Origin of the sequence: Flavobacterium sp. DG2-3 (assembly GCF_030730925.1) — a bacterium.
GTDB lineage: Bacteria > Bacteroidota > Bacteroidia > Flavobacteriales > Flavobacteriaceae > Flavobacterium.
The window spans coordinates 266,128-278,218 of the sequence record NZ_JAVAMB010000002.1 but is presented as its reverse complement, the minus strand read 5'-3'; the positions used below and the strand labels follow the sequence as shown (position 1 = coordinate 278,218).

The window sequence follows — 12,091 nt, the reverse complement described above, 5'->3', positions numbered from 1 at the left end:
CGCCATGAAAAGGATATTGATTTTAGTATTTCTGGTCTTTTTTGGATTTATCCCAAGCAGCATGAATGCACAGTCGGCAGAAATCCAGCAGTTGATCTTAAACATTGAAAAACTCTCGCAGTTCAAAAAGATTCTCAGCGATATGAAAAAGGGTTATGAACTGCTTTCTGGAGGTTACAAAACAGTTAAAGATATGTCCGAAGGCAACTTTAGTCTTCATAAAACATTCTTAGATGCCCTTATGCAGGTAAGCCCAACGGTCAAAAATTACAAAAGGATAGGAGATATCGTAAACTATCAAATATTGCTGGTAAAAGAAAGCAAAAAAGGATTGAACAGGTTTTTAAAAAGTGAAAGTTTCAGCCAGCAGGAGATCAATTATTTTGAGAAAGTTTATGGAAACCTTTTGAACCAGAGTTTAAGAAACCTTGATGAACTAACTATGGTAATTACAGCTGATAAGTTAAGAATGTCAGACGATGAAAGGCTTCAAGCAATTGATAATATTTATATGGAGATGCAGGATAAACTTTTGTTTTTGAGAGACTTTAATAAATCATCAAGCATACTGGTACTGCAGAGAGCAAAGGAAAAGAAAGATGTATATGCTTCCAAAGAACTTCTTGATTTAAAAAATTAAAACGATGAACATATATAAATCTTTTAAAACAGTGCTTTTATTAACTGGTGCAATGATAGTACCCTTTGCTGCAAGTGCACAGGGACTCGGCGATAATATGCAGAGTATGCACTCGGTTTTAGATCAGCTTTATGATGAGATGATGCCGCTGTGCAGTAATCTTTTGGCTGTAGGGCAGGGGATAGCTGGTTTTGGGACAATTTGGTATATAGCTTCCCGTGTATGGCGTCATATGGCAAATGCAGAACCTATTGACTTCTATCCGCTTTTCAGGCCTTTTGTTATTGGATTCTGTATTATGATTTTTCCATCTGTACTGGCACTTATTAATGGGGTAATGAAACCAACTGTTACAGCCACTGCTGCGATGGTGCGAGGATCTAATAATGCTGTTGCAGTTCTTTTAAAGGAAAAAGAAAAGGCTATAAAAGAAACTGATCCATGGAAAATGTATGTTGGTTCCACAGGAACAGGAGATCGAGATAAATGGTATAAATATACTCATGATGAGGATCCTTCCGATGAGAGCATGCTTGCAGGTATAGGAAACGACGTAAAGTTTGCCATGGAAAAGGCCTCTTATAATTTCAGAAATTCTGTAAAAGAATGGATGAGTGAAGTACTTAGAGTATTGTTTGAAGCTGCCGCTCTGTGTATTGACACGCTTAGGACTTTTCAATTGGTAGTACTCTCCATACTTGGCCCCCTTGTATTTGGCATAGCGGTCTTTGATGGATTTCAGCATACTCTCACCGTTTGGCTGGCAAGATATATCAATATTTATTTATGGCTGCCGGTTGCAAATATCTTTGGAAGCATCATCGGTAAAATTCAGGAGCTAATGCTGAAGCTGGATTTATCACAGGTAGAGTCGACGGGAGATACTTTCTTCAGCAGGACTGATATGTCATATCTCATTTTTATGATTATTGGGATCATCGGATATTTTACTGTCCCATCAGTAGCTAATTACATCGTTCATGCAGGTGGAGGCGGAGCCTTAGGACAGAAAGTTACTGGTATGCTTAGCAGTACTACTAATTCAGTTATTACAAAAACCTCGCAAGGCGCTGGTATGGTAATGGACTCAATGGGAAATGCTGCAGGCCAAATGTCACAAAGTATGTCCTCATCAGCTGCTAGTACTCCCTATTTCAAAGAGAAAGGAAATTACATGAACGATAAGCTAAAAGGAAATTCATAGTAACCTAAAAAGATAAAAGATGTTTACTAAAATGAAAAATATAGATACTGCATTCCGATATGTGAGAGGATTTACAATGCTGGTAATTACAGGATGTATTATTATCTGCTGTTACACGCTTTATAAAAGCTTTGAGTCTGTAGCTCTGATGCAGGATAAGGTTTATATTCTTGCCAATGGGAAAGCTATGGAAGCATATGCATCAGATAGAAGAGATAATGTACCTGTGGAAGCAAGAGATCATGTAAAAACATTTCATAAATTTTTCTTTACCCTTGATCCTGATGATAAAGTAATTAAAACCAATGTTACAAAAGCTCTTTATCTGGCTGATGACAGTGCAAAGCGAATTTATGATGATCTAAAAGAGAATGGTTTCTATTCTGGAATCATTTCAGGAAATATAAGCCAGACAATCCAGATTGACAGTATAACTATAGATATCAAAGAATACCCGTACCGCTTTCAATGCTATGCCAAACAAAGCATAATAAGAACCACCAGTATCTTGAAAAGAAGCCTTATAACCCAAGGAAGCCTTCGTAATGTATCTAGGAGCGACAACAATCCACATGGTTTTTTAATCGAACGATGGAATACCATCGAAAACAAAGATTTAACTGTTGAAAATAGAAAATAGACAGTTATGAAACAATTAATTAAAAAGCGAGAAGAGCCATTTATTTACAATAAGTATTACTTATCTGCACAAGATAAGTGGGTGCAAAAAATGGAATCTTTAACGGGCAGACTTTCTAAAAGAGCCATTATTTATCTGCTGGTTCTGTTTACTGTTTTGGAGGGAGGGTATTTTCTCTATAACATTTACGCGGCGTTCTCAAAGAAAAATTCTGAAATAAATAAAAACCCGGAAACCATTTCAAAAATTAAAACAATCAATTTTAAAAAGTAATGTCATGCAGCAAAAAATAATATCACTCAAAGAATCTAAAAGAAGAAAAATGCTTTTAGTTCTGCCTCTTATAACACTTCCTTTTATAACCATATTATTCTACATTTTAGGTGGTGGAAGAATGGAAGCAGAAACGGCCAAAAGAGAAATTAAAAAGGGATTTAACTTTAATCTTCCCATTCCTAAATTTAAAGAAGATTCATCACTCGATAAAATGAGTTACTACGACCAAGCGGCAGTAGATTCGATCAAATTGCTGGAACAAATAAAAAAAGACCCTAATTACTCAAATCAAAAAATAGCAGAAGGATCAATAGATGATTTTACGGATAATAATTTAGTAAGAGCACATAGTGTATTTAATACATCCTCTTATCAAGATGCAAACGAACAGAAAGTTTATCAAAAACTTAAAGCACTTCAAAAAGTAATCAGCCAGCCTGCTGTCCCTGATAATTATGGTCAGGATATGAGTGAGTTTGAAAACTATGGATCATCAAAAGGTGAATCAGATGCGATAAAAAACTTAGAGCAGATGATGTCACAAATAGGCACTTCGCAAGAACCTGATCAAGAACTAAAACAACTCGGCGGTATGCTTGAAAACATTCTTGATATTCAGCATCCATCACGTGTACAGGAAAAGTTAAAGCAAGCTTCAGAAATAAACAAAGGAAAAGTTTTCACTGTTAGCCATAAAAAAGAAGTAGATAACACTACTTCTCTACAGCAAAATATAGCAGCTCCAGATCTCTTAAAATCTAACTCATTTTATTCAGTTGATGAAAACTTAGATATGGAACAGCAGCAGAATTCTATCGAAGCAATAATACACGAGACACAAACTATTGTAAATGGGGCAATTATAAAATTAAGATTAAAAACTGACGTATTTCTCCAGGGCATACTTATTCCTAAGAACACTTTTTTGTATGGCATTGCATCTTTGAAAGGAGAAAGGCTGGAGGTTAAAATTAATAATATCCAGTATCGAAATTCAATTTTCCCTGTTGAACTCTCTGTTTACGACTTGGATGGAATTGACGGAATCTATATTCCGGGAGCAATAAGCAGGGAGGTAGCTAAAACTTCTGCAGACCGCTCTCTTCAAACTTTAGGATTAAATGGAGTTACCGACTCATGGGGTGCGCAGGCTGCAGAGATGGGAATTGAAGCAGCAAAAAGCCTTATGAGCAAAAAGGTAAAACTTATAAAAGTTGTCATAAAGGCTGGATATCAAATTTTACTCTACGATGAAAAACAAAAGAATTTGAAATAATTAAATCTTGAAAAAATGAAAAATAATAATTGGATGAATTTGGTCTGCCTGCTTTTAAGTATACTGTCGGGTAATGCACAATTGATAAATAGAGTTGTTGATTTCAATCAGGATCAGTTTAAAAACGTGCAGATTGCTTATTCTAAAACAACAAGCATAGTGTTTCCTTATGCGATTAAAAGTGTAGATAAGGGAAGTCAGGATATTTTAATGCAAAAGGCAAAAGGAGTAGAAAACATTTTACTGCTGAAAGCTGCTAAGCAGAATTTTATACAGACCAATATTACTGTAGTTACAGCCGACAGCAGGCTATATGTCTTTGTTCTGAATTATGATGAGGTATGCCCGGATTTAAACATTAAGGCTGACAATAGTGCAATAGTAAATAATGATATTTTGTTTTCGCTCGATAATGAAAATCAAAAGAAAATTGAACAGTATTCTAAGCTTGCTTTGTTGAAAAAGAAAAAAATAAGCGGTTTAAAGAGTTCAAGATTTGATATTAATCTTAGTGTGAACGGCATATTTATTCATCAGGATGTTCTTTACATCAGACTTGTTTTAGGTAATACTTCACAGATAAATTACGATATAGACCAGCTTCGTTTTTTTATTCGAGATCAGAGAAAATCTAAACGTACTGCTTCACAGGAAATAGAAATACTTCCGCTTTTTTCAACTTCCAACTCCATGCTCATTCCAGATAAATCTGAAGTGAATTTAGTCTATGCTTTATCAAAGTTTACTATCCCTGAGAAAAAATACCTAACGATTCAACTTATTGAAAAGAATGGTGGCAGACAATTAGAAATAGACATCAAGAATAATGATCTAATTGATCTTGATGTTCTTAATAGTTTTTAAAACAATAATAACATTAAAATAATTTATCATGAATCAGAAAAATTTAGAATTCCTAAAAGATCAGTTGAAATATACTGGATTTGGAGAAACGTTCGATCAGGATCTGAAAGAAAAGATGCTAAAAGGAGAGACAGAGTTTAAGATTATAAAAGAAGGTGTTTATGGAAAAGATGCAATGACTGCCGAACTGAATTTTAAAAAATCCGACCAAAGTGATCTGTACTTTTTTAATTCTTATCATGTGAATCTTAAAAAAGAAGAATCAAAAGAAGGATTAGAACAGACTTTTTATATTAATAGCAACAGCAGTAATATTACCCTTAAAGAAGCTTATAATTTAATGGAAGGTCGTTCTGTAAATAAAGATCTTAAAACGAAGGAAGGTGAAGTGTATAATTCCTGGCTAAAAATTGACTTTAAGGAATCCGAGAGTAATGGAAACTTTAAAATAAATCATTACCATCAAAATTATGGGTACGATTTGGAAGCAAGTTTAGCAAAACATTCTATAAAGGAACTTGAAACACCTAAATACAAAGAAGATCTTTTAAATTCACTTAAAAAAGGTAATCTTCAGTCCGTAACTTTTGTTGTTAGTGGAGTAGAAAGCAAACAGTATGTAGAGGCAAATCCACAATTTAAGACTGTAAATGTTTACGACGATAATTTACAAAGGATTAATCATCGCGAGAGCAAGGATCAAAAGCAGTCGGAATCAAAAGAAAAGTCAGCTTCGAAAGAACAATCACAGAAGCAGGATAGTGATGATGAACCTGATAAGAGGGAAAAGAAAACTGCTGCCCATAAAAGAAAGGCAGGTAAATCTGTATAGAAATTCTTAACCTCTAAAGTTTAAAATTATGAATAATGAGGTTCATACAAATAGACTGGAGTCAGAGATTGCTGGGTGGAATTCAAAAGAAGACCGACTGAAGAAACTTTTTAAATCAAGTTCATCGTTAGAAAATTCTCTATTAAAAGAGAAACTAAGGTTCTATGAAAATATTTTATTGAAGTACAAGAATACAAATCAATTAGATGAACGTACTGCATTGCAGATTATAAGAAACGAACGAAACACTTTAATTAAGAAAATTTATCCGGACAGGTTTCGACAGTATTTCTATAAACTAATGCGCAAATTTGTTGTAGAAAGAATCAATGCTCAAAAAGAAAGCAGAGAGGAGCTAAAAAGCAATCAGTTGCTTGCAGATAATCTGGAACGTGCTGGCTTTAAAGATGCATACAATAAAGTTGATAGGTATATGAGGCTGGGGCAGGATAAATTTACTGTTCCAATATCTTATTATCTTAATGAGCACGACCAGATGAATCATTCTCTTCATTTTATAAAAAATGAGCAGGGACATTATGATTTTAAAGGTTTTAACTCTAATCTCCATCATCAGAATGGTAATAACGAGAATAGGCAATACTATTTTAATGTTGAAGAGGTAAAAGCTTATAATTCAGAGCAGGCTTACGAATTACTATCAGGTAGAGCAGTTTTAACAGCAGGGACTTGGAAACAATTAGACTTTAATCAAAAAGGAGTTGATAATAATTATCAATTAAAAGAATTTCATGAATCATATGGCTTCAACATTGAAAAAAGTGTATCTGAATTATTTCTGAAGACTTCAGGTCAATCGGAAATCAATTCTTTACTAGATTCTCTTAAAGAAGGCAGAAGAGAAGCAGTGACTTTAACCAAAGAAGGAAAGGAATGTAAGGTCTATATCGAAGCTAATCCTCAAAATAAGTGTCTGAATATCTACAATGAAAACTTAAGGAAGGTGACAATTGAAAGTTTGTTTAGAGTTAAAAGGGATGTCCCATTGAAATTACAATCAAGTTTAAAAAGTCAAGATATCAAAGTCAAAAGTAAATGCAGAAAAATATAAAATAAAGGCTATGGAAAATCTGAAAAGCTTACTGGACTTCTTTTCTGCAATTGAAAATGATTTTCGAATTAGTTCCACTCATATTGCAATTTATGCTGCACTGCTAAAGTATAGAGTTGAAAAAGGTTTCATGAATCCTATACAGGTCTATAGACATGAAATAACTCCTTTGGCAAAAATATCTTCAGCTTACACTTATCATAAATGTATTCAGGAATTGAGTACTTATGGTTATATAAAGTATGAGCGGTCGTTTAAGAAAACACAAGGGAGTAAGATTTATTTTTTTGAGTAATGTAATAATAAAAAACTAAAGCCCTTAATAAGGGCTTTTTTTATATAAAATATTGTAGAAATGGAAGATGAAGAGGAAAACACAAGAGGGAAAATAACCCCAGAGAAAGCTATGAATATGTTAAACTCTGAGGGTATGAATGTTACAATCGAAGAAGCAACTGAAATTTTGCTATTTTTACGAAAAATGGCTCATGTAGCCGTATCTAAATTTTTGGAGTCATGAGTATTATAGCAGATTTATACATACGTGTAAGCACGGACGAACAAGCAGAAAAAGGTTATTCGCAAAGAAATCAGGAAGAAGTTTTAAGGAAATATTGCTCAATAAATTATATTGAAGTGCGTAACGTTATTTATGAGGATCATTCCGCTAAGACATTTAATAGACCACAATGGAATAAACTTTTACTGAATCTGAAAAAACAGAAGAACACAACTGACCTAGTCTTGTTTACCAAATGGGATCGTTTCAGCAGAAACGCAGGTGATGCCTATCAGATGATAAGCTTATTAAGAAAGTTAGGTGTAGAGCCTCAAGCGATTGAGCAACCTCTTGATTTGGCAATTCCAGAAAATAAGATGATGTTGGCTTTTTACTTAGCGGCTCCTGAAGTTGAGAACGATCGAAGAGCTTTAAATACCTTTCATGGAATGAGAAGGGCGAAAAAAGAAGGTAGATATATGGGTATTGCACCGTTTGGATATGCTAATAAATCCAAAGAAGACGGAAGTAAATATATTGCACTTGTAGAACCTGCCGCTTCTGTTATGCGCTGGATATTTGAAGAATTGGCTAAAGGAATATTCAATACAGAGCAAATATATCATATGGCTTGCAGAAGAGGATTTAAAAGAACTAAAAACAACATGTGGGGCTTAATAAGAAATCCTGTTTATTGTGGTAAAATATTTATACCGAAATATAAAGATGAAGAAAGCAGATTTGTTACTGGACAGCATGAGCCACTTATTTCTGAAGGCCTTTTTTATAATGTACAAGATATCTTAGATGGAAAATCACGCCTTTACAGACCTAAAATTAAAACTGTCGTTGATTTCCCATTAAGAGGCTTTTTTATCTGTCCAAAGTGCCAAAAGAAGCTGCAAGGAAGTAAATGTAAAGGAAGACACAAATACTATCATTATTACCACTGTGAAGCGCAATGTAAGTTTAGAATTAACTCAGAAATCGCCAATGAACTTTTTATTGAAGATCTTAATAAGTATCAACCTATAGCTGAAGTCAAGAAATTATACAGCTCGATTTTATATGAAACACATCGTGATCTCGCAAATAATGCCGGCGAACAGAAAAGAAGACTTGTAGAACAGATAAAAGATTTTGAACTCAGATTAAGCAATGCAAGAGATCTTCTCCTTACATCAAAAATTGAAGCTGATGATTATAAGCTAATGAAAGATGACTATGGTGCACGAATTGCAAACCTTGAACGTGAGCTATCAACAGTCACTAAAGATAAGCATAGTATTGAAGAGCTACTGATAAAGGGGGTTGACAACCTTATCAAGCTTAGTGATTCATATTTGAAAAGGGATTTATCTGATGCAAGAAGCCTAATTGGTTTAGTTTACCCCGAAAATTTCACAATTCACGAAAATAAAGTACAAACCGCTAGAGTGAACAAAATAGTGGAGTCTATTTATCTCATTAACAAACAGTTAAAAGCAAAAAAAAACGGGACAAAAGATGATTTTTATCTTTTGTCCCGAGAAGTGACCTCGACTGGATTCAAACCAGTAACCTTCTGAGCCGTAATCAGATGCGCTATTCAGTTGCGCCACGAGGCCTTTTTGTTATCAATTAGCTATTTTTTTGTAGCTTTGTTGATTGCTTATTGCGGGTGCAAAGATAGACATAAATGTGAGATAAACAAGGAAAAAATAACAGAAAATTAAAAAAAAATGAAGATTGAAAAGTATATACGTGATATTCAGGGATTTCCAAAAGAAGGAATTTTATTTAAAGATATCACACCTTTGCTTGGTGACCCAGAAGCGCGTACCAATTGCCTAAAAATTTTGTTGGATTCTTTAAATGGACAAAAAATTGATAAAGTGGTTGGAGCTGAATCTCGAGGTTTTTTCTTCGGAATGTTACTAGCTCAGGAATTAAATGCTGGATTTGTGCCTGTGAGAAAACCAAAGAAGCTTCCGTTTGATACGGTTTCTGCTTCTTACGAATTGGAATATGGCTCTGATAGTTTAGAAATGCACACAGATGCTATCAAAAAAGGCGATCACGTGTTAATTCACGATGATGTCTTGGCTACTGGCGGAACAGCAAAAGCAGTTTGCGAATTGGTCGAAAAACTGGGTGGCGAAATTGTACAATGTAATTTCTTAATGGAACTGACTTTTCTTAACGGAAGAGAGAAAATTAAGGAATATCCTGTTTTTGCAGCGTTAACGTACTAGATTAAACAAAAACAATTTTATGCTTAATCGCATAAAGCACAAGTCCGATTCGGGTTTTTATTTCAAGTTTGTCAAAAAGTGATTCTCTATAGCCATCAATGGTTTTGGGGCTTAAACACATTTCTGATGCTATTTCCTTATAAGTCATTTCAGTACAGGCATGTTTGATAAAAACAATTTCTTTTTCTTTTAGAGAAATCTTTTTGTTATCGCCTCCAACTTTATTAATTAGCATTCCAGAAACAAGTTCTGTAAAATAAAAACCCTTTTCGATGACGCATTCAATTGCTTCTTTAAAGATTTCTGGAGAAGTATCTTTCAGCAGATAACCTTTTGCGCCATTTGTGATCATTTTTATGATAATTTCTTCATCGTCGTTTACCGATAAAGCAATTACTTTCAAATCTGGCCGATTGTCTTTAAGCCATTTCATTGTACTTAATCCGTCGAGTACAGGCATATTAACATCAAGCAGAATAAGATCGATTTCAGCCTCGTTGTTTTGTTCGATATAGTCGATGAAGACTTTTCCATTTTCAAAGCGGTTTATCACTTCATAATCGCCAAAACTTTTTATTAGCAGTTCGAGAGACTGCGAAAAAAGCAAATGATCATCTACAATTATTATTTTTCGTTTAGAGTTAGTTTTCATAGCCTTGGGTTAATGGGTATTTGATGGTTACACTGGTTCCAGACGTATCAGAATTTAAGATCAACTGGGCGCCAATAAGCTTAGCTCTTAATTTCATATTATTCAATCCGATTCCTGAATTTGACTTTTTAACGTCATAGCCAATTCCGAAATCTTTTAGATTTAATATGAAAAAAGAATCGGTAGTTTCAATATGAACATCAAACAAATCGCTTCTAGAATGCTTTAAACTGTTATGGAGCGCTTCTTGAAAAATTCTGTAAACAATAAGTTCGTGTTCTTCATTTATTGCAGGGACTGTTCCAATCTGTTTAAAATTGAATTTAATTTTTTTAAGCTTTTTAATTCTTTCCAAATCCTGCTGAATGGCTTCGATAAAATTATTATGAAGGAGATTGTCTTTGTTTATAATGCGTGAGAGAATGCGCAGTTCGTCTAAAGATTTTGCTAAAACAGCTTTCAAATCTTTAAGTTCTTCTATTTGGATGTTTTTATTGCTGATTCCGATATTAAGCTGCATTATGGCAACCGAAATAATCTGTCCGATATTGTCATGCAATTCTTTACTGATTTCAGATAAAGTCTGGTCTTTTATTTCAATTCTTGTTTTAACCAATTCGGACTGGAAATACAAATCAGCTTCCATTTTTTCTACTAAGAATTTATTTCTCTTCTTTAAAAAATAAAAGAAGATAACAAGCAGAATGACTATTAAGGTAAAGAAAACAATACCTAACGAAATAACTAATAATTGTATCTCTTTTCGCTCCATAAAAATCCGATTATAAAACAGCTATGTGCCAGAAAATTTAAAATAAACACGACCAAACTAAAAATAGATTCGTCTTGCTTGATTAAAAACCAATTGAGAGCCAGCATAAAAGGTGTAAACGGAACATGAAAAACGAGGATCCCGAGAATGTACCAGAAAAACACCGATTTCTTAAAATTCAGTATTTTTTCCGAATTAAAAATCTCAATCAGATACATGCAGGATAATATTAAAATTAATAATACACCAATTGCAAAACTATAGGTAAAAGAACGGTTCATGTCTTCTTTGAAATATAAAATATTTAAGAAAAACGACACAATAAACAGTATTAGAAAAAGAACAGCCGAAATTCTATGATCTTTTTTGGTAAGCAGGGCTCTTAGAAGTAAAATATAGGCAGAGAAGCTGGTAAGCATATAGAAATTGTACACATGAAAGTTGAGCAAACCTGTCCAAAAGGTAAAATAATAGCCTACAACTTCAATCACTACAGAAAACCAGATTAAAAGTACTAAAAATTTGGCTTTATTACCAGGAAGTTTTGGCAGTGCAAACAAACCAATCGTTCCTGACAATAAAGCCATATAGATAATATAAGATCTTAAAAATTCGAACATAATTTTTTTAGTATAATAAGCTTGGCGGTCTTCCGATGTTTCCGTAATTCATTGGTTCAAGGCTTTGTATGTCAACAGAAGCTTCTTGCATCATCGCAAAACCTTGAATTTGGCTACTGTCTTTTGCTTTTTTACCAGTCGGAACAAGGAATAAAGTGGTCAGTCCGGCTTTTTCTCCGTGTTTTTCATCATCTGGATAAACTCCAAAGTAAAAACGGATTCCGTCTACATTATAACCCTCTTTTGCGCCATTCGTTTTGATGTAATGAATATAATTTTCTAACTCTTCAAGAGAATACCAGATTGCATTGGCATCTTCTTTTTGCTCTCTTTTTGCAGAAAGAGAAGCTCTTTTATTATTGTAATTCACATTTAATTGTCGTGCAAACTCTTTTGTGATTAACTGACTCGGTTTTGCGGGTGGATTTTTCATAGTTATTTCATATTAATTGGTTAAAGTTTTAGTTAACAGCTTTTTGAGTTGTTGAACAAGGCAAAATTATCTGAAAC

16 protein-coding genes and 1 tRNA gene are annotated in these 12,091 nt (G+C 33.8%); 12 read left to right on the top strand and 5 right to left on the bottom strand.

What is annotated here, in order from left to right:
• Positions 1-4: 4 nt before the first annotated feature.
• Genes Q9Q97_RS05230 through Q9Q97_RS05180 form a run of 11 tightly spaced genes read left to right on the top strand, consistent with a single transcriptional unit; the run spans position 5 to position 8,871 of the window.
• The gene (locus Q9Q97_RS05230; protein WP_144212952.1) at positions 5-640 is read left to right on the top strand and encodes a TerB family tellurite resistance protein; all 636 of its coding nucleotides are present in this window, start codon (positions 5-7) and stop codon (positions 638-640) included.
• Between the two features lie 4 nt (positions 641-644).
• A complete protein-coding gene (traJ, locus tag Q9Q97_RS05225; protein ID WP_222104868.1) occupies positions 645-1,844 on the top strand; it encodes a conjugative transposon protein TraJ in 1,200 nt (399 codons plus the stop codon).
• Positions 1,845-1,863: 19 nt separating this feature from the next.
• A complete protein-coding gene (gene traK, locus Q9Q97_RS05220; RefSeq protein WP_115887085.1) occupies positions 1,864-2,484 on the top strand; it encodes a conjugative transposon protein TraK in 621 nt (206 codons plus the stop codon).
• A gap of 6 nt (positions 2,485-2,490) precedes the next feature.
• Complete coding sequence (locus Q9Q97_RS05215) at positions 2,491-2,757, top strand: hypothetical protein (protein WP_144212950.1); 267 nt, start codon at positions 2,491-2,493, stop codon at positions 2,755-2,757.
• 4 nt (positions 2,758-2,761) lie between these two features.
• The gene (gene traM, locus Q9Q97_RS05210) at positions 2,762-4,036 is read left to right on the top strand and encodes a conjugative transposon protein TraM (RefSeq protein ID WP_306155308.1); all 1,275 of its coding nucleotides are present in this window, start codon (positions 2,762-2,764) and stop codon (positions 4,034-4,036) included.
• Between the two features lie 15 nt (positions 4,037-4,051).
• The gene (gene traN, locus Q9Q97_RS05205; RefSeq protein WP_306155307.1) at positions 4,052-4,900 is read left to right on the top strand and encodes a conjugative transposon protein TraN; all 849 of its coding nucleotides are present in this window, start codon (positions 4,052-4,054) and stop codon (positions 4,898-4,900) included.
• Positions 4,901-4,928: 28 nt separating this feature from the next.
• On the top strand, positions 4,929-5,732 hold the full coding sequence (locus tag Q9Q97_RS05200) for a hypothetical protein (protein WP_306155306.1): 804 nt from the start codon (positions 4,929-4,931) through the stop codon (positions 5,730-5,732).
• A gap of 28 nt (positions 5,733-5,760) precedes the next feature.
• On the top strand, positions 5,761-6,804 hold the full coding sequence (locus Q9Q97_RS05195) for a hypothetical protein (RefSeq protein WP_306155305.1): 1,044 nt from the start codon (positions 5,761-5,763) through the stop codon (positions 6,802-6,804).
• Between the two features lie 10 nt (positions 6,805-6,814).
• Entirely contained in the window at positions 6,815-7,099 is a 285-nt protein-coding gene (locus Q9Q97_RS05190) for a hypothetical protein (RefSeq protein ID WP_306155304.1), read from the top strand.
• Between the two features lie 60 nt (positions 7,100-7,159).
• Positions 7,160-7,324 carry a hypothetical protein gene (locus Q9Q97_RS05185; protein WP_167443804.1) on the top strand — a complete coding sequence of 55 codons (165 nt, stop codon included), beginning with the start codon at positions 7,160-7,162 and terminating at the stop codon, positions 7,322-7,324.
• Complete coding sequence (locus Q9Q97_RS05180; RefSeq protein WP_144212938.1) at positions 7,321-8,871, top strand: recombinase family protein; 1,551 nt, start codon at positions 7,321-7,323, stop codon at positions 8,869-8,871. Before Q9Q97_RS05185 ends, Q9Q97_RS05180 begins: the two co-directional genes overlap by 4 nt.
• Here the strand turns inward: Q9Q97_RS05180 and Q9Q97_RS05175 are convergent.
• Positions 8,837-8,910: transfer RNA gene (locus tag Q9Q97_RS05175), tRNA-Arg, on the bottom strand. The two genes, Q9Q97_RS05180 and Q9Q97_RS05175, sit on opposite strands and share 35 nt — an antisense overlap.
• 114 nt (positions 8,911-9,024) lie before the next feature.
• On the opposite strand from Q9Q97_RS05175, the gene Q9Q97_RS05170 reads away from it, so the two are divergent.
• On the top strand, positions 9,025-9,537 hold the full coding sequence (locus Q9Q97_RS05170) for an adenine phosphoribosyltransferase (RefSeq protein WP_306155302.1): 513 nt from the start codon (positions 9,025-9,027) through the stop codon (positions 9,535-9,537).
• 1 nt (position 9,538) lies between these two features.
• On the opposite strand, the gene Q9Q97_RS05165 is transcribed toward Q9Q97_RS05170, so the two are convergent.
• The 4 genes from Q9Q97_RS05165 to Q9Q97_RS05150 all read right to left on the bottom strand — a co-directional run bounded on the left by Q9Q97_RS05165 (position 9,539) and on the right by Q9Q97_RS05150 (position 12,014).
• Positions 9,539-10,189: a response regulator transcription factor gene (locus Q9Q97_RS05165; protein WP_306155300.1), complete on the bottom strand. Its 651-nt coding sequence runs from the start codon at positions 10,187-10,189 to the stop codon at positions 9,539-9,541.
• Positions 10,179-10,835 carry a sensor histidine kinase gene (locus Q9Q97_RS05160; RefSeq protein ID WP_306155298.1) on the bottom strand — a complete coding sequence of 219 codons (657 nt, stop codon included), beginning with the start codon at positions 10,833-10,835 and terminating at the stop codon, positions 10,179-10,181. The genes Q9Q97_RS05165 and Q9Q97_RS05160 overlap by 11 nt, the downstream gene beginning before the upstream one ends.
• A 98-nt stretch (positions 10,836-10,933) precedes the next feature.
• Complete coding sequence (locus Q9Q97_RS05155; RefSeq protein WP_306155297.1) at positions 10,934-11,581, bottom strand: hypothetical protein; 648 nt, start codon at positions 11,579-11,581, stop codon at positions 10,934-10,936.
• Between the two features lie 7 nt (positions 11,582-11,588).
• Positions 11,589-12,014 carry a hypothetical protein gene (locus Q9Q97_RS05150; protein ID WP_306155296.1) on the bottom strand — a complete coding sequence of 142 codons (426 nt, stop codon included), beginning with the start codon at positions 12,012-12,014 and terminating at the stop codon, positions 11,589-11,591.
• Between the last annotated feature and the right edge of the window lie 77 nt (positions 12,015-12,091).